Raw genomic sequence first — 18,104 nt, 5'->3', positions numbered from 1 at the left:
GACCGTTGTGGAGGCTACTATTGCCCGCCGAAGCGCTTGCCAAACAGGAAATATACCGGTACGCCTAACGCTACTAGCCCGAGCCCAAGGCCGGCGTCGCGAGCCGTGGCCGGCGACACGAGCAGGATAATGCAGAAAGCAGAAGCCAGCACCACGTAGAGCATAGGAATGACTGGATAGCCCAGGGCCCGGTAGGGCCGGGGAGCGTCGGGCCGGGTGCGGCGCAGAATGAAAATGCCAATGATGGTGATGACATAGAACAGAATCACCGAGAACATGACGTAGTTCAGGAGCTGCCCATAGGAGCCCGACAGGCACAGCCCACAGGCCCAGATGCACTGCGCCCACAGCGCCACACCCGGTACGCCAAACTTATTGAGGCGAGCCATGCGGGGGAAGAACAAGCCGTCTTTGGCCATGGCATAGTAGGCGCGGGCGCCGCTCAGGATAATGCTGTTGTTGGCTCCAAACGTGCTGATCATAATCAGGACCGCCATCAGGCCCGCCCCGATGCTGCCCAGAATGCTACCCGCTACGGCCGTGCCCACCCGCTCATCGGCGGCGTACATGATGCCGCGGCTCATGATGTCGGTGGCGGCCGCGGCCGGGTCGCCGTGCATGGGCAGTACCAGCAGGTACACCAGGTTGATAAGCAGATACAGCCCCGTTACGATACCCGTGCCGATGGCCATGCTAAGTACAATCGTGCGCTCGGGCCGCACGATTTCGTCGCCGGAGAAGCCGATGTTGTTCCAGGCATCGGAGCTGAACAGGGAGCCGGTCATGGCCAGCCCGATGGCCCCGATCAGGCCCCAGGTAGTGAGCGGGGTGCCCTGGCCGGCAGCATCGTAGCTTACGGCGTTCCACATATCATGGAAGTTGAGGCTCACGGCCTGGTCGTTGATGCCTAAGGCCAGCCCGAATAGAATGAGCAGCGCCAGCGCCACCAGCTTGGTGCTGCCGAAAATGTTGGAAATCAGCTTGCCGCCGCGCACCCCGCGTGAGTTCACCCACGTGAGGCCCACCAGCATGATGATGGCCAGCAGCATAACGGTGGAGAACTTCAGCGGCCCGATTTCAAACAGCACGTTGGCCTCCGAGAACCACGGCACCAACACCCCCACAAAGCGTGCAAATGCCACCGCCACCGCCGCAATTACACCGGTCTGAATCACGAGAAACAACGACCAGCCGTAGAGGAAGGCCACCAGCTTGTTGTAGGCCTCGCGCAGGTACACGTACTGTCCGCCCACCTTCGGGAACATGGCGGCCAGCTCGCCGTAGCTCACGGCGCCCGCCAGCGTAATAAACCCGGTAATCAGCCACACGACCAGCAGCCAGCCCGCCGAGCCAACCTGCCGCGCAATACCGGCCGACACAATAAAAATACCGGAGCCAATCATGCTGCCGGTTACAATCATGATGGCGTCAAACAGCGTGATGGCCCGCTGAAAATGGCCTTGCTTTTCGGACATAAAAGGAGAGGAAACAGGATTGAGGCCGGGAAGATAGGGGTTTGATGGAGTTGAAGACGATGTGACCCTTATCATTTAGCTTTCATCCCCGCTGCGCAAATGTCCTAGCCGTCTTGCTGGCTTCGCATCCTCAAGCAGATTACCGCTTGGCCACGGCACAGCCAGCCATGCCGAACGAACAGAAATGGCTGGTAGAAAGCGGGGCAGCAGCCTGCTGAGTAAGCAGGTATGTTGAGCATACTATTTCAAGCTGACGAAGCGAGGAGGACGTACCGCGCAAACCCAGAAAGAACCCCATGCCCCATAGTCTGCAGGCTTGCTCGGGTTTCTGGTGTTACTTTTGGGGGGGGCTGTAGCAGAAGCAGGAGCAGCCCAGCTCCTCTGTGGCGAGGCTGCCGGTTGTGCAACCTTCGGCCACGTCTGTCGCTCCCTAACCCGTAAGAACTTCCCATCAACCTAGTATGCTTTACTCGCACTCTTCTATCAAGCGCCTGACCGGCGGCTTGCTTTCGTTTCTGACGCCGCTACTGCTGGTTTCCTGCGGTGGAAATAGCATTGATATTGATGCCCTGAATGCCCAGGCGTTGCAGCGCCAGAAACAGGTGTTACGGGCCGATTCGGTGGCTATTGCCAAGTACATTGCCGACAGCAGCTTCGTAAACGTACGCCGCCAGCCCTCAGGCGTGTGCATCGTGACTAAAGTAGCGGGCACCGGCGACCTGCCACGAAACGGCCAGACGGCTTCCGTGGTCTACAAAGGCATGCTGCTCACAAACCAGGTATTCGACCAGTCACGTCTTGGCCCCGATGGACGCCCCGTGCCCTTTATCTTTACGCTGGGTGCAAACCAGGTAATTCCGGGTTGGGAAGAGGGTATTGGGCTGATGCGCAAGGGCGAAAAGGCCATTCTGCTGATTCCCTCGGCCTGGGCCTATGGCCCGAGTGGGGCCGGCAACCTCATTCCGCCGGATTCCCCTCTGCGCTTCGACGTCGAGCTCACGAATCTGCAATAGTACAGCGCCAAACGCCCGAATTCTTGAAACAGAGGACTCTGCTATTTCTGCTGCTGTTAGGTGCCTCTACCGCCCGGGCGGAGAAGTTCGACAACCTCGGCGACACCCTAGAGCAGTTGGCGCTATTGGTGTTGCTACTGGTTGGTGGGATGGTAGTGGCAGTATGCGTCGGAATTTATTGGCTGTTTGCGCGCAATCAACGGAAAAAGCGCAACGCCCAGGAGCGGGAGCAGGCTTTCTACGAGTCGCTCTAACTAGGCAGCTGGCGCTGCTAAAACTCGCTTCGGTCGTACCAGCTGCGCATGCGCCATGGGTCGCCCTTCTGCTTGCGTACCAGCACCAGCCGCGCCGAGCCGGCTCCCTGGAACTGCTGGTTGTCGCGCTGCTCGATGCTGAGCTGGAAGGACCTTTCGACATACACTAGCGTATCCGAAAACAGCGTGTCGGTAGTGGGCAGGTACTGAGTCCACTGCAGGTTGGCGGTGCGGGCGGCTCTGAACAGCTTGTAGGTAGTGGATATTTCCACGTCTCGGTTCCATGTACGGTCCACGTTAGCCGCGAAGTCGCGGTAGGTGAACGTGAAGCGCCGGTCGAGGAGCTGGCCGTAGAGGGTGGAGTCGCGCAGCTGGTAGGCACTCCGGAACCGGTCGAAGAAGCCGCGCACGGTCACGGGGTTGCCGAGTAGCTGGTTGGGGTCGGTGGGCATATCATCAAGGCCCGGCGCGAAAGGGTTGCAGCCCGCCAGCACAGCTCCCACGGCCAATCCACCGCCCACCATACGGCTACGACGACAGCCAGAAAGCGCAGGTGGCAAAAGATCAGGCATTGGAAAGCGTAGAATTCCCCGTCAAACTTCAGCAAGCTCAGCAGTACGGCGTTGCTAGTTGCGAATAAAATACTTTTTCAAGTCCGTCCAGCACATGGTGTTAGACGTACGCTGGTCGCGCCAACTGGCTATTTTCCACTCGTTGTTGCGGCGGCGCACCAGCAGCCGGATGTTGCCTTCCAGCACCGTCGCCCGGAAAGCCGTATCAGTCTGCGTGATTTTTAGTTGATAAAGCGCCGAAACCTCCGCCGAATCAGCCGTGAAAAACTGGTCGCGCCGGCTGCTGAGCGTTAGTTGGTTTTGGCTGCTGGCAGGGGAGCGGCGGCGCAGGCCGTTCAGGTAGTCACGCTCCTCGTTCACGCTCCAGTTGGCAAACAGCGTGGTAGCGGTGCCGGCAGCCGTAGGATCAGGAATGAAGCGGTACTGTGGCCCGGTAAGCGTCCGCTCATAGTTCACTACGTTCAGCGTTTGCACGGCCGTAGTAAAGTTGGCCAGCAGAATATCAATCTGGGTGGGCGGAAGCCAGTCGCTGGCGGCGGCGGCTGGCTCCGGGTCGCGTAGTTCGAAGCAAGCTGTCATCAAGAGTAGAAGCGGGGCACACGCCAGCAGTCCGGCTTTGCGGAAGGATGAATGGCGCACCTGTGCCCCGCCCAAAGGTTGGGTAGAGGCAGAAACCGGCAAAGCTTTCCATCGTGAAGCCATGCCTTGAAGGTAAGCAGTTTTCGGTTGAGCTCTAGCGCCTAAGCGGCAACTAGGCCGGGCATTGGTGGTGGCTGTTGTAGCTAATCTGCTTCTGAATTTCAACAGTAGCCAGTGAAATAGTAGGCGTAGACTAGCCTTCTGCCGTATTACGGCCAGGGTTTCTGTCACCTGCTTCCGAAATAGCTATTTTTGCCGCCCGCCCACCGGCACCCTTGCATGTCCAAAAAGCTACTGGTATTTCTTACGGGTCTGTTTCTGCTGGCGTCGCTGGCGTCGTACGTGTACTACCGCCGTACTGTGGCGGCCGTGCCCGTCGATCCTTGGGCGCTGGTGCCCGACGATGCGGTGCTAGTGGCCGCTACCCGCGACCATCCGACGCTAGTGCGCCACCTAAAGGAAACCCAGGTCTGGGACAACCTGACCACCGTGCGCTACTTCCAGGGCCTGGAAAATACCGTAGTACTGATTGATAGCCTCACCGGCTCCCGCAACGTATTGATGCGCTTTCTGGGGCGCAAAAAAGTGCTGACTTCGGTGCACGTCACTGGCCATGGGCGCTTTGATGTGCTGCTGCAGCTGCCTATTGGCAGTGTGCGCGAATACCGGCAGGTGCGCAGCCTTGTAGACGCGCTGAGCCGCGACCCCCAGTTTCGGGTCCGGACCCGTGAGTATGAAGGCGCGCTGCTCACCGAAATCAGCGAGGTGGGTACCGGCCGGGGTATTACGTTTCTCAACCATCGCAACCACTTGGTGATGAGCCCTAATCCGGGGCTGGTAGAAGCCGTAGTGCGTCGTTTGGCTGCACCCGAGCAGCCCAGCGTCGCGGCCGACTTCCAGAATACTGACTTTTTCCGGCTGCGCGATGTAGACGCCACGCTGCTTATCAACTATCGTCGCCTACCGCGATTGCTGGGCGTGTTCTTCCGTGCCGACGTAGTGCCAGGAATCGGGAGCGTAACCAGTCTGGTGCTTGATGGGCAACTAGAGATGAAGCTGGCGGGCAATAAGGTGGTGTTCAGCGGCTTTGCGAATCCGGAAACCACCGCCGGGAGCCTGCACAAGCAGTTGCGCGGCCAGCCCGCTCAGCGCCTGCGCATGGCCGACGTACTAAGCCTGCGGACTGCACTACTGGTGCACTTGGGTATTGGGGAGGCCCACGTACTGCGCGGTGCCCGTCCGGCCGCTACTACTGATTCACTCGCTGCCAGCATCAACCCGCTCCTCGACAGCCTGCTGGCCGGCATGAGCAAGGAAGCGGCGCTGGCGTATCTGGCCCCGGCTTCGGCCCGCGTCAGTCCGGGGCGGCTGGCCGTGGTGTGGTGCGCACAACCGGCGCGGCAAGCCATTCTGCTGGGCCAGTTGCGGCGGGCAGTAGGGGCCAGCCCATCGTTTGAGCGGGTAGGCACCTACCAGATTCATCAGACGGGTGTGCCGGAGCTGCCAGCCCGACTGCTGGGGCCCTTGTTTGCCGGTTTCCGGCAGCCGGCTGTGGCCGTGGTTGGCAACTATGTGGTTTTCGGAGATGATGCGGCAGCAATGCGCACCTGGCTGCAAGATGTGGTAGCCGGGCAAGTGTGGGCCCGCTCGCCCACGCAGGTGTCCTTTCTGCAGGAAACCCAGCCGCTGGCTCGCCTAAGCGTGGTGCTGGATACCCGTAACGCCTGGAACCTGCTGTTGCGGGGACTGGTAGAGGAACGCCGCGCCGGGCTGCTGCGCAATGAGTCACTATTCAAGCGTTTCCCGCAGGTGGCCCTGCAATTTGTGCCGGCCGCCAACGAAGCCGAAACCGGCGCCCAGTATTTCACCCAGTTGTTGCTGCGCCACCCGCTGGTGGGGCCTGCCGTAGCGCGGCCGCAGGGCAGCATTGGCACCGGCAGCTTACTGGCGTTCAAAACGCCATTGGCTGGTTCTCCCACGCTGGTTTCGGTGGCAGGGGCCACGCGGCCCGGCGTGCTGGTGCAGGATGCGGCGCAGGTGCTGCACTACGTCACGCCCGAAAACGTTGTGGCTTGGTCTGATACGCTGCCTGGCCCACTAGTAGGGCGGATACAGCGCCAGACAGTAGCAGGCCGCTCGGGCTATTTGCTGGCCACCCCCAGTCAGCTGCACTTCCTGGACGAGCAAGGCCGCTCAACACCAACTTTTCCTCTCAATCTGCCTGATTCGGTGCGCGCCAGTGGCCTAACCGTATCACCGGCTGGGGCTTTTGGAGCGCCACGCCTCTTGGTGACGGGCGGTGGTGGCAACCTGTTTCTCTATGATACCAAGGGCAATGCTTATCCCAGCTGGCTGCCCAAGCGCCTCGACTTCAACCTTGCTGCGCCGCCGCTGTACTTAGTAGTGGGTGGGCGCGACGTGGTGGTGGTGCTACTCGAAAATGGCTACGTGTATGCCTTCGATCAGCAAGGCGGCGTCTATCCGGGGTTTCCTATCAGCTTGGGGGCACGGCTGCAAAGCGAGGCTCTGGCCGAAACGGTGGGCCCGACGCTCAACCGCACCCGCATTACGGTCGTGAACCAGCACGGGGAGCGGGTCACATTTTCGCTGGCCGGCGACGTAGTAGGGCGCAGCCGTGTGGCTACCTGGAGCCGCAGCTCGGTTTTCCGGCTTATCCCGGATCAGCGGCGACGCACCTACGTGGTGGCCCGCGAAGAAGGAGGGCAGTTGGATCTGTTTGACCCCACGGGCCGGCGGCTGCTGGGCCAGAAATTCCTGACCTCCGGCCAGAAACCCGTACAGTTCTTTGATTTCGGCGCAGAGCAGCGGGTGTATGTGCTGACCGAGTCCGGCCCAGGCAAAGCGTACGTGTATGACCGGCTGGGCCGGCTGCTGGGCGGCCAACCCTTCGACAGCAGCGCACCGGAAGTCGGGCTCGAATACGAAGCAACTACCAAAACTTACCATCTCTACCGCACCATCGGCCCCGAACTGCGCCGCACGTCGCTGGAACTCAAGTAAGGCGGGCTGCTAAGCTGTGACCAAACTGAGTACCTTAAGGCGCATACACTCCTTCATTTGCACTACTAGGCGGCAGCAAAGCATGTCGTTTTCAACTTTTTCTGCTTGGCCTCTTCTGTTACTTCTGCGTCCCGCTGGCCCATTGGCTTGGTTGTGGGAAAGTTTCTGCCCTTCCACAAAGGCCACCAAGTACTGCTTGAGCAGGCTGCCGCTCAGGTGCAGGACCTATATGTGCTGGTATATTCCAACCCTGACCCGGCCACCATGGACGCTGAAACGCGGGCCGGCTGGATTCGACAGATCTATACTCCGGCAGGAGCTGAGCCCGGCACGTCGCCTCGGATTGGGAGTACAGTGCTGCACATCGTAGCACTGCCGGTGGGCCAGCTGCCGGTGCCGCCCAACGATGCCGATGACCATACTCAGCGTGAGTTTGTGCGGCGCTGGCTCCGGCAGCAGCCTCTGCAGCCCGATGTAGTATTTGCGTCCGAGGCATATGGTCCTGGCTTTGCGGCTCACATTGGAGCCGAGTATGTGGCGGTAGACCCACCCCGGACGGCCGTATCTATTTCCGGCACGCAAATTCGGGAAGACCTGTATGGGCACGCTGAGTTTCTGCACCCGGTAGTTCACGCGCATTTTCACTCGGCGCAGTTCATCCGCAAGATTGTGCTGATGGGGGCCGAAAGCACGGGCAAATCCACGCTGAGCAAGGCGCTGGCTGCCGCCTACGGTACGGTGTGGGTGCACGAGTACGGCCGCACGCTGCACGAAGAGAAAAACGGCGCCACCGACTTCGACGACCTGCTGTACATTGCGCACCGACACCGCGAGCTGGAAGATGAGGCCGTGCCGCACGCCCGGCACTTCCTGTTCGTGGATACCAATGCTGCTACTACGGCGCAGTTTTCCTACTTCTATTATGCCCGCTGTGCGCCTGAGCTATTGGCCTTGGCCGCCGAGTGTCGGCAGCGCTACTTTCATACCTTCTTGTGCGCCCCCGATATTCCGTATGAAGACGACGGCTGGCGCGACCCGGAGGCGCTGCGCGACTTCCACCACGGCATGGTAGCTATGCAGCTCGACATGCTGCAGATTCCTTATACGTTGCTCACGGGCACTGTGGAAGAGCGGCTGCAGCAAGTGTATGCCGTACTTGGCCAGCCCCAGCACGCCGCCGTCACGTCTGCGGACCCGCGCAAATGGGGCTAAACGTCTTCAGGGACGCGCGTACTTGGCTTACCTGTTGGTCAGCCAGCCTTTGCGGTAGAAATACAGGAGCTGAAACATCACAATAACGGCCAGAATAGCGAGCAGAATAGGGTAGCCCCAGGGGCTATAGAGTTCGGGCATATTGAGGTAGTTTATGCCCCCATGCGGATTCTCCCGCTGGAAATTCATGCCATACAAGCCCACCACAAAGCTGAGCGGAATGAAGATGGAGCTGATAATAGTCAGCACCTTCATTACCTCGTTCATGCGGTTGCTCTGGTTTGACATGAACAGCTCCACAAGGCTGCTGACCGATTCGCGGTAGCTTTCGGCTAGGTCGAGGGCCTGAATGGCGTGGTCGTAACAGTCGCGGAAGTACACCTTCATTTCATCGGGCACGATGTCGTCGGGCATGCGCAGAATCTCTGCAATTTTCTCCCGTTCCGGGTACACAAAGCGCCGGAACCGGATGATGTCCTTCTTCATGCGCAGAATGCGGCCCAGCACCCGCCGGTCAGGACGGTCCTGCAGGATTCGGTCTTCGAGCCGCTCAATATAGTCGCCGATGGCCGCCATGGTGGGGTAGTACTGGTCAAGCACTACATCGGTGAGGGCGTAGGCGAGGTAGAGCGGCGGTTTGCGCTTGATTTGGCTGTACCCCGAGCGAATGCGCTGCCGCACTGTATCGAGGCAGTCGTTGTAGTCGTCCTGAAACGTGAGAACGTAGTTGGGGCCAGTGAAAATAGAAAGCTGGTCGTCGTCGATTTCGAGCAGCTTGGTAAACTCGGTCATGCGAGACACCAGAAACAGGCGGTTGTCACCGAACACGTCTACTTTAGCCCGCTGATAGTCGCCGAGGACATCCTCCATCTGCAGCGGATGCAGGTCAAAATCCTGCATAATGCGCTCCATCAGCGGCAGGTTGTTATAGCCGCGGACATCGATCCAGTGCCGCAGCTCCGGATGAGTGGAAAAAAAGCGCCACAGCTCGTCGTAGTCTGAGTATTCCTGCTCCGTGCACGAGACTTCATCGTAGGAGAGCAGAAATAGGCGGGGGGCCATAGCGCCGGCCCGGATGGTGAGCGTGCCGGGCCGTTGCCCCACGTGCGCTTCCCGGGCCAGCCGCGTATCGGCGCGGTCGGCAATAGAGTTGTGCTTTTCGTCGTCGGGATGCAGCGGGGCGGTGTCGGCAGCCGGATCGACAAAAGAGGAGGCAGAAGATTCCATAAAGCAAGTAAAGGCCGGGCCAATGTACGGTAGAAGGCCGGCTATGGCTGCAAGACTGCCACCTGAACTGCTACCGACGTCTGGGATCAAACGCTGGCTGCGCCACCAGAATGTGCGTAGCGGCCGGCATTTGCCCCGCCGAAACGCAAGTTGCCTGTGCCGCCTTGGCTACCATACGCCGGACACTGCCGCGGCTTCCGCTACTTTTGCGGCCATGCGCCCTACTGAAACCTCCGTTGTCACTGAGCCTGTTGCCTCACCGGGCGTAGGGCGCTTTGTGCGCGGGTCGCTGGGCTCCGGGGCGGGCGTACTGGCCCGCGCGGCGGGGGCCTTGCTGCTCAACAAGCTGCTGGCCGTGTACGGCGGGCCGGGCGGACTTACGCTGTTGGCGCACTTTCAGAACCTGATGGCGCTGTTCACTACTCTGCCCAACGACGGTACCCATGTGGGCGTGGTGAAATACCTGGCACCGCTACGGCCCGAGTCGGGCCGCTACCGGGCCTGGCTGGGCGCGGCCATTGCGCTGAATGGGGCAGCCATGCTAGTGGGGCTGGCAGCGTTGCTGCTCATGCCCGGCCCGTTAGTAGGGATGTTTCAGCCCACGGCTGGCTGGCTGGTACTGTTCGGGCTGGGCATTGTGCTGCTCACTGCCTATGCACTGCTAGTGGCGGTGCTGCTGGCAGCCGGCCGGCTACGGGGCTACATTGGCCTGACCATAACGCTAAGTCTGCTGGGGCCGGCGGCCGTGGGGGCGGTACTGGCCGCAGGCGGTTCGGCTACCACGGCGCTACTGGCGTATCTGCTGGCGCAGGGTGCAACGCTGCTTCCGGCGTGGGCATTGGCGAGCCGGGCCGGGCTGCTACCGTCACTGGGGAGGCGCCTTAGTCGCAAGGCGCTGTGGGGCCTGAGCCGGTTTCTGCTCATGGCGGTGGGGCTGCTGCTGTTCGGAAAAGCCGTGGATTTTGCGGTGCGGGAGGTGCTAATCCGGCAGTTCAGCCTTGCCCAAACTGACCTCTGGCAGGCCGTAGCCAAACTCTCCGACAACTACACTATGGTGATGACGGCCGTAATGAGCAGTGTGTACTACCCGCGGCTGGCGGCCTTATCGGCGCAGCCTGCCGCTCAGCGTGCTTGGGTGCGGACTGCACTGCGCCTGCTGGTGCCGTTGCTGGCTGCCGGACTGACGCTGTTGTACGGGTTACGCTACTGGCTACTGCCGCTGTTTTTTGAGGCCCGTTTCGGAGCTGCTGCCAGCCTGCTGGGCCCACAATTGCTCGGTGACTGGTGCCGGTTTGTGGCTTGGCCGCTGGTGATGGTATTGACGGCCCAGGCACGGGTAGGGCGTTATGTGGCAGTGCAGGCGGCTTCGGCGGTGCTTTATGCCGGGGCACTGGCGTTGCTGCTACCGCGGCTGGGGCTGCTGGGCGCCGTGTGGGCATCGGCGGTGCGGCATGCACTGCTGCTGGTGTGGTGCGGCTGGTATTTCCGCCGGTTCTGGCGCTGAGCGGTATTAGTTTTCTCAAGGCCCACTAACCGCTTTCATAACAAATGAGAAGGAGTATGGCTGTCCTGGACCAGCCTACCGGTGTGCTTTCGGGCACGAACGATACATTTGCCGGTCACCTGTTTTCTATTCATGTCTTCCCCTGACTCACTGCCATTGGTTACTATTGTGGCGCTGTGCCACAATCACGCCCGGTTTCTGGAGCCGGCCCTGGATTCTATCCTGGCCCAGACATATCCGCGGCTGGAGGTATTTCTTGTGGATGACGGCAGCACCGACGACAGTGTGGCAGTGCTGCGCAAGTATGCTGCCGCCCAGCCAGCATGGAAAACGGTGTTTCTGCCCAAAAATGTCGGCAACTGCGCGGCTTTCAATCGGGCCTTCTTCCAGAGCCAGGGCGAGTACATCATCGACTTTGCCACCGATGATATTCTGCTGCCCGAGCGGGTAGCCCGGCAGGTGGCTCAGTTTCAGCAGCTTGATGCCAGCTACGGCATGCTCTATGGCAACCTGGAGTTGATAACCGAAGCCGGCGAGTTCCAGCGCCACTTTCATCGGCCCGATAGGGCAGGGCAGCTGCAACCCCGCCCGGCCTCTGGCTGGGTGTTCGAGGACGTGCTGCAGCGGTTCTTCATCAGTGCCCCCTCCATGATGATGCGTCGTGCCACGCTGCAGGCCCTCGGCGGCTACGACGAAACCCTGGCGTATGAGGATTTCGACTTCTGGGTGCGTGCGTCCCGCAGCTGGCAGTTCTATTACCAAAACGAAGTGCTGACTCGCAAACGGTTGCATCCCCGTTCCAAGTCAGTGCAAGGCTACCGCCCCAACGACCCGCTGCTGGCCTCTACTAGTGTGGTGTGCCGCAAGGCGCTGGCGCTGTGCCGCACTTCGGCAGAACGCGCAGCCTTAGCGGTACGGGTGCGGTGGGAGCTGCGGCAGGCGGCGCGGTTCGGGAGTCTGCCGCAAGCCAGAGACCTGTATGGTTTGTTGCGCGAAATAGGCGGAATGAGGCTGCCGGAACACGCCATAGGAGCGTATCTGGAGCTGCGCCGGTTAGTCGGCCACTAGGAGCGGCTACGCTACAAATTAAGCCTGTAGGTTTGCCCTAGAATTCATCAGTTCTATCGTTCACTCTGATTTCGCTAATGTCTGGTAAGCTGTTTCGTCGTGTGCTGTTGCCTGCGCTACTTATGCTGGCAGTAGCTGCCGGGCTGGGCAGCTACTTCGAAACCAACGACGATGCCGCTATTATCCAGTTGCTACGCGGTACTACGGCCGCTACGCCGGTCACGACGCTCTACCTGTATTTTCACGGGCTGAGCGCCGTTCTGGCCTGGCTCTACCAGGCCATGCCCGAAGTGCCCTGGTATGCGCTGCTGCTCTACGCACTGCTCTACGCCGCTACCGCCGGGACCTTCACCTTCCTCGACCGGTTACTGGTGGGCAGATTACCGGCTGGCTGGGCAATGCTGCTGCTGACGCTGTTTTTTCTGGTAGCCTGGCTGGAGCACGGCTTCTGGTTCAACTACGTGCGCGTGCCTATTCTGCTGGCGGGGGTAGGAGTGCTGTGCGCGGCGCAGCGCCCGCAAAGCCGGTGGGCGCTATGGTGGGGGCTCCTGGCTTTTGCGTTGAGCTGGCTGATTCGGCCCAGCGCGGCGCTGCTGGGGCTGCTGGCGGCCGCGCCGGGGGCGTGGTGGCTGAGTGGCCGGCGGTCCTTGCCTGTGCTGGGTGGCGCGGTTGCTTGGGCCATTGTAGGGGCCGTGTGGCTGCAACTCACCTGGAGCCCGGCAGCTGCCACATTTCGCCGCCTCGATGTCCTGAAATCCAATTTACTGGACTTTCAGCTGGCTGCACCTCCTGTGAAGCAGCTGACTGCTACTGACAGCCTGGGCCTGGCTGCCACACAGCAATGGCTGCTGGCCGACTCGACCCTCATCAACGAAGCATTTTTTGTCCGTGCCGCGCCGCTGCCCACACCGCGTTACTTCCTCACCCACATTGCCCCTGCGAAACTTAGCCAGACGCTGCCGCAGCTGGTCCGAGACTATTTCCCGCTCCTGTTGCTGCTACTGGCCAGCATACTGCTGCAAACCGGGAGAGGAGTGCCGCACAGTAGAAGCTTCTGGCTGCTGCAGGCAGGTTATGTGGGTCTGATGCTGGTGCTGGCAGCTGTGCTCAAGCTGCCGCCTCGCATTGCTCTGCCGCTACTGGATTTGTGGGTGCTGAGCAACCTGGCATTGGTGCTGATGCGCCCCGCCGCACCCCGCCAGGCACCGTGGATTATCTTGGGTGTTTTAGCGGTAGTGCTTGTGCCGTATGCTTACAAAACATTGCACCGCCATACCACGCTGATAATAGAGCGGAAGCTTAACCGTGCCGAACGGCAGCGACTCACAGCGCTGGCCCATGCACACCAGTCTTCGCCCCCCAATCTGATAGTATCTGATGCTTTCGAAGCTACTTACAAAGCGGAGTCGCCGTTTGCTGTAGATGGCCCACTGGTTCGCCGCCTTAGTGTAGCAGGCTGGACGAGCCTGCACCCTTCCCAGGCTGTTTGGCGGCACCAACTCACCGGCACCAGAGACTTCGCCAAAAGTCTGCATCGGCTGGCGCAAAGAGCCGATGTGGCGTGGGTGCTCACTCCGGGCAGCGCACAAACATTCAACTACCAGCTGGCACAACTGCCTGGCCCACGCATACAGCTGGTACCGGCTGAAGGGCAAACGGACTCGTTAAAAGAGGCAAAAGCGTATATACCGTATCTGGAAAGTGCCAAATACAGGTAAAAGCCAAAATTTTGTAGGCGGGTTGGGGGACTTATTCAACGAAATACCGGGTAGTGAGTATATACCTTTGGGCTCCCTTCCTACGTTCCTTCATTTAGACCTACTGCCATGATTGCAACCACCACCTCCCGCGGAGAGGTTTTGCAGCACCTCGAACCGTTTCTGCGCGAAAATCTAGGCACTTTTCTAAAAAGCGTAGATAACAGCTGGCAGCCGTCTGACTACCTGCCCGATTCCCGGACGGATACCTTTTTTGACGAAGTGAAGCTGCTGCGTGAGCGTGCCAAAGAACTGAGCTACGACCTGATGGCCGTACTGATCGGCGACACCATCACGGAAGAAGCCCTGCCAAACTACGAAGCCTGGTTTCATCAGCTCGATGACTTGGGGCGCGACCCCAACAACGGCTGGGCGCAGTGGATCCGGGGCTGGACCGCCGAGGAAAACCGCCACGGCGACCTGCTCAACCGCTACCTCTACCTTTCCGGCCGCGTAAACATGCGCGAGTTTGAGGTAAGCACGCAGTATCTCATTGCAGACGGCTTCGACCTGGGCACGGCTCACGACCCGTACCGTGCTTTCATTTACACCAGCTACCAAGAAACCGCTACCAATATCTCGCACCGTCGGGTAGGCCAGCTGGCCCGCAAAGCCGGCGACGACCAGTTGTCGAAGATCTGCGGTATGATTGCCGGCGACGAAACCCGCCATGCCCGCGTCTACAAAACCTTCGTCGACAAAATCTTTGAGGTAGACCCTTCGGAGATGATGCTGGCTTTTGAAGACATGATGCGCAAGAAGATTGTGATGCCTGCTCACTATATGCGCGAAATGGGCATTGAAATGGGCAAGACCTTTGGCCACTTCACCGATGCTGCGCAGCGCTTGGGTGTGTACACCAGCCAGGACTACACCGACATCCTCGAAACCCTCATCACCGACTGGAAAGTAGCTGAAATACCCGGCCTCAACAGTGCCGCCGAAAAAGCCCGCGACTATGTGATGGCGCTACCCAACCGCCTGCGCCGCGTAGCCGACCGGATGCCAGTACCCAAACTGGAGTACCGCTTTAAGTGGATTGACTAACCATATTTCTAGAGCACAAAAAAGCCCCCGCAACCAATGTGTTGCGGGGGCTTTTTTGTCGGTGGCGCTAGTTCGATTATGGCTGCGCGTCCATTACTTGGCCCATTGTCCATTTGCCATCGGCACCAAGGCGGTAGCTGATGGTGCGGTTGCTGGCGGCGGCTGGGGTAGTGCCATCAGTAGCGGCCGTCGTCGTGGTTACGGGGAAGGTGCGGCTCAGCGTGCCGTTGTTAAGTACATAGGTGTCTTTACCGGAGTAGCCAACACCTGCCGTACCCTGAATCATGCCGGGGCTGCTGATGGGAGTGTAGCCGCGCTCTGCGAATTCGTAGCCGTAGAAGCCGCCGTTGGAGGCTGGGTTGTCGGTGAAGATGTACAGCTCGGGTTTGCCGTTGCCGTTCAGGTCAGCCGTTACGGCGTCGCGCACGGCACCGCTGATGTCAACACGAACCGGATCAGTGGTGAGGGCCGAACCGCGGTAGGAGCGAATGGTGAGCTGGCGCTGCGCCGAAGAGCCAGTTGTGCGTACCTCAAAGCGGGCATCACCTTGCGTCAGTTCGCGGGTGAAGCTCACAGCCTCCGTAGAAGCTGTGTTTTCTGCGGTAGGAGCAGCGGTAGAAGCGTCTTCGACGGCATTGCGCGAAGAGTCACAGGCAGTAGCTGCGAGAAGCGAGGCGCCTAGCAGAGCAAAAGCGGAAGCTTTCATAGATATGGTGTTTTTGGAAGAGAGAAACAACGTACGACCCGCATTTCGGGTGGCTAGCACTACATAGAAGCGGAGCTAGCAGCAAAGAATTTGAAAAACAGACAGTACCTAGTTACGGTCTTGCCTGGCATGGGAGCGGTAATATCTACGCAAGGTATTATCTTCTAGGTGTAATGCAAATAAAAAGTAAACACGTGCTAGTTTTTGGAGGCTTGTTTTACGGTGTTAGCCGCAATCTGCCAATGCTTTACGTAATTCTGGCAAATATGCTGCACAATGCTGTGTAACTTTTACTTTATCTGGTTGCTGAATGCCACTTCTCGGAAGCTTGCTGCTCCGGCCGGCAACTCATACTGTATCGTGCGCAAGCCTCCCGTAGGGCAGCAGTTGGGGTCAGCGTCCAGGTAAATAGGGAAGGTCCGTAGCACCCGCTGGCCCTGCACCCGGAATTCATCGTGGCCTTGGTAGCCTTTGGCAGCCGGCCCTACCAACTCTGGCAAGCTAAGGTTGCGGCGGCCTTGGTTCAGAAATTCGTAGCCGATGAGTTGGCCGTAGGAGCCGCTGCCGGCGTCGGTGAGAAACACCAGCAGCTCCGGAAATTTATCATTGTTCAGATTAGTCGCCACGGCATTGGCTACTACGCCTTCCACCGTCTGGGTGGTGGTAGTCAGCTCCCGGCCGTTCTTTTCTACGCGTAACTGCATCTGGCGCTGGCTGCCTTCGCCAGTGGTCTGTACCACAAAGCGGTGGTCGTCCTGGCTTAGCTCGCGGCGGAAGCTGACGGTGGCGGCCGGTGTGGCGGTGGAGCTGCTGGCCCGTAGCGTGGCCGGATCGGCGGTTTCGGTGGCGGACCGGGGCGCATCGCAGGCCGCCAATAGCAGCAGGGCAGCCGACAGAAAGGGGAGAGAATGTTTCATATGCGTAGCGGAGCCGCTATACTGCCAACGCCGGCAGGCAGCAGCCCCGCTTTTGCATACCGTAGAGCCCGGCAGGAGGTTACAAACCTGCGCTTAGGGCTGAATCTGCACGCCTTTCCAGAACGCAACCCGGCCCTGAATCTGCTGAGCCGCTTCTTTGGGCTCGGGGTAGAACCAGGCGGCGTCTTTGTTCAGCTCCCCGTTCACGCGCAGGGAGTAGTAACTGGCGCGGCCTTTCCAAGGGCAGGTGGTTCCTGCAATGCTGTCCTCGAAATATTCGCGCTTGATGGAGTCGGCCGGAAAATAGTGGTTGTTTTCTACTACTACAGTGTCATTGCTTTCCGCAACTACAGTATTGTTCCAGATGGCTTTCATGGTGGGTATGGGTTGTTTGGGGGCTTGTATATGGGGGAGAGGAGGTGCCGAAACCGCCAGATGGCTGCCAATAGCGGCCCCCTGAAAACCAGCAACCATAAACCAACTTCACCCGGTGGTTGTTCTGAAAGCTCATCCCCTCTATTATGTCCTCAGGCTTTCGTTTTCGGGACTACGTGCCCGAAGAGTCGACCGATAAAGGTTTCGACTCCCTCTTTAAGATATTCATGCAGCTCATCACCATCACCAGCGGCGACGTGGGCGAGACCCTCTCGTGGCTGAATGAGCTGGACAAGCAGTACGGTCTCACCAACGATGAGTACGGCATGGGCAACTTCATCGAAGACCTTAAAAAGAAGGGCTACATCGATGAGGACGAGCAGAAAAAAGGCGAGTTCAACATCACGGCCAAAAGCGAGCAGCAGATCCGCAAAAGCTCCCTGGAGGAAATCTTCGGTAAGCTCAAGAAGTCGGGGCAGGGCAACCACCGCACGCCCCACACCGGCCAGGGCGACGAGCAGAGCACCGACATGCGCGAATTCCGGTTCGGTGACTCGCTCGACCAGATTTCCATGACCGAGAGCATCCGCAACGCCCAGCTCAACCACGGCCTGGGCACCGGCGAGTTCATGCTGACCGAAGGCGACCTGGAAGTGCGCGAAAACGAGCACAAGAGCCAGACCAGCACCGTGCTCATGATTGACATTTCGCACTCCATGATTCTGTACGGCGAAGACCGTATCACGCCGGCCAAGAAAGTGGCCATGGCGCTGGCCGAGCTGGTGAAGCAGAAGTACCCCAAGGACTTTCTGGACGTGCTGGTGTTCGGCAACGACGCCTGGCAGATTGAGGTGAAGGACCTACCGTATCTGCAGGTAGGGCCCTACCACACCAATACTGTGGCCGGCCTGGAGCTGGCCCTGGACCTGCTGCGCAAGCGCAAAACGCCCAACAAGCAGATTTTTATGATTACGGACGGCAAGCCCACCTGCCTGAAGGAAGGCAACGGCTACTACAAAAATAGCTTCGGCCTCGACCGCAAGGTGGTCAACAAGACGCTGAACCTGGCCGCCGCCGCCCGCCGCCTCAAAGTGCCCATCACCACGTTCATGATTGCCTCCGACCCGTATCTGCAGCAGTTCGTCAACGAATTCACGGAGGTAAACCAGGGCAAGGCGTACTATAGCTCGCTCAAAGGCCTCGGCCACCTAATTTTTGAGGATTACAAGCGCAACCGCCGCAAAAATGTGTAGCTCGTGCCCGTAGGGGCGGGGCTTGTCCCCGCCCGCTGAACCGCGCCGTTCGGCCTTCCGCACA

16 protein-coding genes are annotated in these 18,104 nt (G+C 59.6%); 9 read left to right on the top strand and 7 right to left on the bottom strand.

The window, feature by feature from the left end; genetic code table 11:
- Window positions 1-17: 17 nt before the first annotated feature.
- Window positions 18-1,475: an APC family permease gene (locus H4317_RS10595; RefSeq protein WP_185886472.1), complete on the bottom strand. Its 1,458-nt coding sequence runs from the start codon at window positions 1,473-1,475 to the stop codon at window positions 18-20.
- Between the two features lie 461 nt (window positions 1,476-1,936).
- Here H4317_RS10595 and H4317_RS10590 point away from each other — a divergent pair, with 461 nt between their 5' ends.
- The gene (locus H4317_RS10590) at window positions 1,937-2,488 is read left to right on the top strand and encodes an FKBP-type peptidyl-prolyl cis-trans isomerase (protein ID WP_185886470.1); all 552 of its coding nucleotides are present in this window, start codon (window positions 1,937-1,939) and stop codon (window positions 2,486-2,488) included.
- 23 nt (window positions 2,489-2,511) lie between these two features.
- Window positions 2,512-2,742, top strand: coding sequence for a hypothetical protein (locus H4317_RS10585; protein ID WP_185886467.1), 231 nt, complete (start codon window positions 2,512-2,514; stop codon window positions 2,740-2,742).
- Between the two features lie 17 nt (window positions 2,743-2,759).
- On the opposite strand, the gene H4317_RS10580 is transcribed toward H4317_RS10585, so the two are convergent.
- Both H4317_RS10580 and H4317_RS10575 read right to left on the bottom strand, forming a co-directional pair.
- On the bottom strand, window positions 2,760-3,314 hold the full coding sequence (locus H4317_RS10580) for a hypothetical protein (protein ID WP_185886465.1): 555 nt from the start codon (window positions 3,312-3,314) through the stop codon (window positions 2,760-2,762).
- Between the two features lie 54 nt (window positions 3,315-3,368).
- On the bottom strand, window positions 3,369-3,893 hold the full coding sequence (locus H4317_RS10575) for a hypothetical protein (protein WP_185886462.1): 525 nt from the start codon (window positions 3,891-3,893) through the stop codon (window positions 3,369-3,371).
- Between the two features lie 339 nt (window positions 3,894-4,232).
- Between H4317_RS10575 and H4317_RS10570 the strand changes: the two genes are divergently transcribed.
- Both H4317_RS10570 and H4317_RS10565 read left to right on the top strand, forming a co-directional pair.
- Complete coding sequence (locus H4317_RS10570; RefSeq protein WP_185886460.1) at window positions 4,233-6,974, top strand: hypothetical protein; 2,742 nt, start codon at window positions 4,233-4,235, stop codon at window positions 6,972-6,974.
- Between the two features lie 105 nt (window positions 6,975-7,079).
- Window positions 7,080-8,186 (top strand): AAA family ATPase, encoded by a 1,107-nt coding sequence (locus tag H4317_RS10565; protein WP_185886458.1) that lies wholly within the window; start codon window positions 7,080-7,082, stop codon window positions 8,184-8,186.
- Window positions 8,187-8,213: 27 nt separating this feature from the next.
- On the opposite strand, the gene corA is transcribed toward H4317_RS10565, so the two are convergent.
- Window positions 8,214-9,413, bottom strand: coding sequence for a magnesium/cobalt transporter CorA (gene corA / locus H4317_RS10560; protein ID WP_185886456.1), 1,200 nt, complete (start codon window positions 9,411-9,413; stop codon window positions 8,214-8,216).
- Window positions 9,414-9,627: 214 nt separating this feature from the next.
- Here corA and H4317_RS10555 point away from each other — a divergent pair, with 214 nt between their 5' ends.
- From H4317_RS10555 to H4317_RS10540, 4 genes are all read left to right on the top strand, one after another.
- A complete protein-coding gene (locus tag H4317_RS10555; protein ID WP_185886455.1) occupies window positions 9,628-10,917 on the top strand; it encodes an MATE family efflux transporter in 1,290 nt (429 codons plus the stop codon).
- Between the two features lie 132 nt (window positions 10,918-11,049).
- Complete coding sequence (locus tag H4317_RS10550; RefSeq protein WP_185886453.1) at window positions 11,050-11,985, top strand: glycosyltransferase family 2 protein; 936 nt, start codon at window positions 11,050-11,052, stop codon at window positions 11,983-11,985.
- A 77-nt stretch (window positions 11,986-12,062) separates the two neighbouring features.
- Window positions 12,063-13,703 carry a hypothetical protein gene (locus tag H4317_RS10545; protein WP_185886451.1) on the top strand — a complete coding sequence of 547 codons (1,641 nt, stop codon included), beginning with the start codon at window positions 12,063-12,065 and terminating at the stop codon, window positions 13,701-13,703.
- Between the two features lie 108 nt (window positions 13,704-13,811).
- Window positions 13,812-14,789, top strand: coding sequence for an acyl-ACP desaturase (locus H4317_RS10540; RefSeq protein ID WP_185886450.1), 978 nt, complete (start codon window positions 13,812-13,814; stop codon window positions 14,787-14,789).
- A 76-nt stretch (window positions 14,790-14,865) separates the two neighbouring features.
- Here H4317_RS10540 and H4317_RS10535 read toward each other — a convergent pair whose 3' ends face one another.
- From H4317_RS10535 to H4317_RS10525, 3 genes are all read right to left on the bottom strand, one after another.
- Complete coding sequence (locus tag H4317_RS10535) at window positions 14,866-15,495, bottom strand: hypothetical protein (RefSeq protein WP_185886448.1); 630 nt, start codon at window positions 15,493-15,495, stop codon at window positions 14,866-14,868.
- 290 nt (window positions 15,496-15,785) lie between these two features.
- The gene (locus H4317_RS10530) at window positions 15,786-16,412 is read right to left on the bottom strand and encodes a hypothetical protein (RefSeq protein WP_185886446.1); all 627 of its coding nucleotides are present in this window, start codon (window positions 16,410-16,412) and stop codon (window positions 15,786-15,788) included.
- 93 nt (window positions 16,413-16,505) lie between these two features.
- Complete coding sequence (locus H4317_RS10525) at window positions 16,506-16,787, bottom strand: DUF427 domain-containing protein (protein ID WP_185886444.1); 282 nt, start codon at window positions 16,785-16,787, stop codon at window positions 16,506-16,508.
- Window positions 16,788-16,933: 146 nt separating this feature from the next.
- Between H4317_RS10525 and H4317_RS10520 the strand changes: the two genes are divergently transcribed.
- The gene (locus tag H4317_RS10520) at window positions 16,934-18,040 is read left to right on the top strand and encodes a vWA domain-containing protein (RefSeq protein WP_185886443.1); all 1,107 of its coding nucleotides are present in this window, start codon (window positions 16,934-16,936) and stop codon (window positions 18,038-18,040) included.
- The last annotated feature ends 64 nt before the right edge of the window (window positions 18,041-18,104 follow it).

The sequence above is a fragment of the Hymenobacter sediminicola genome (genome assembly GCF_014250515.1).
Lineage (GTDB): Bacteria > Bacteroidota > Bacteroidia > Cytophagales > Hymenobacteraceae > Hymenobacter > Hymenobacter sediminicola.
This window is presented reverse-complemented; position numbering and strand designations above follow the sequence as displayed.

Bases quoted from the DNA above. Each gene is read 5' to 3' on its own strand.
- H4317_RS10595 (WP_185886472.1), bottom strand. From the start codon at position 1,475: ATGTCCGAAAAGCAAGGCCATTTTCAGCGGGCCATCACGCTGTTTGAC.
- H4317_RS10590 (WP_185886470.1), top strand. From the start codon at position 1,937: ATGCTTTACTCGCACTCTTCTATCAAGCGCCTGACCGGCGGCTTGCTT.
- H4317_RS10580 (WP_185886465.1), bottom strand. From the start codon at position 3,314: ATGCCTGATCTTTTGCCACCTGCGCTTTCTGGCTGTCGTCGTAGCCGT.
- H4317_RS10575 (WP_185886462.1), bottom strand. From the start codon at position 3,893: ATGACAGCTTGCTTCGAACTACGCGACCCGGAGCCAGCCGCCGCCGCC.
- H4317_RS10570 (WP_185886460.1), top strand. From the start codon at position 4,233: ATGTCCAAAAAGCTACTGGTATTTCTTACGGGTCTGTTTCTGCTGGCG.
- corA (WP_185886456.1), bottom strand. From the start codon at position 9,413: ATGGAATCTTCTGCCTCCTCTTTTGTCGATCCGGCTGCCGACACCGCC.
- H4317_RS10555 (WP_185886455.1), top strand. From the start codon at position 9,628: ATGCGCCCTACTGAAACCTCCGTTGTCACTGAGCCTGTTGCCTCACCG.
- H4317_RS10550 (WP_185886453.1), top strand. From the start codon at position 11,050: ATGTCTTCCCCTGACTCACTGCCATTGGTTACTATTGTGGCGCTGTGC.
- H4317_RS10545 (WP_185886451.1), top strand. From the start codon at position 12,063: ATGTCTGGTAAGCTGTTTCGTCGTGTGCTGTTGCCTGCGCTACTTATG.
- H4317_RS10540 (WP_185886450.1), top strand. From the start codon at position 13,812: ATGATTGCAACCACCACCTCCCGCGGAGAGGTTTTGCAGCACCTCGAA.
- H4317_RS10535 (WP_185886448.1), bottom strand. From the start codon at position 15,495: ATGAAAGCTTCCGCTTTTGCTCTGCTAGGCGCCTCGCTTCTCGCAGCT.
- H4317_RS10530 (WP_185886446.1), bottom strand. From the start codon at position 16,412: ATGAAACATTCTCTCCCCTTTCTGTCGGCTGCCCTGCTGCTATTGGCG.
- H4317_RS10525 (WP_185886444.1), bottom strand. From the start codon at position 16,787: ATGAAAGCCATCTGGAACAATACTGTAGTTGCGGAAAGCAATGACACT.
- H4317_RS10520 (WP_185886443.1), top strand. From the start codon at position 16,934: ATGTCCTCAGGCTTTCGTTTTCGGGACTACGTGCCCGAAGAGTCGACC.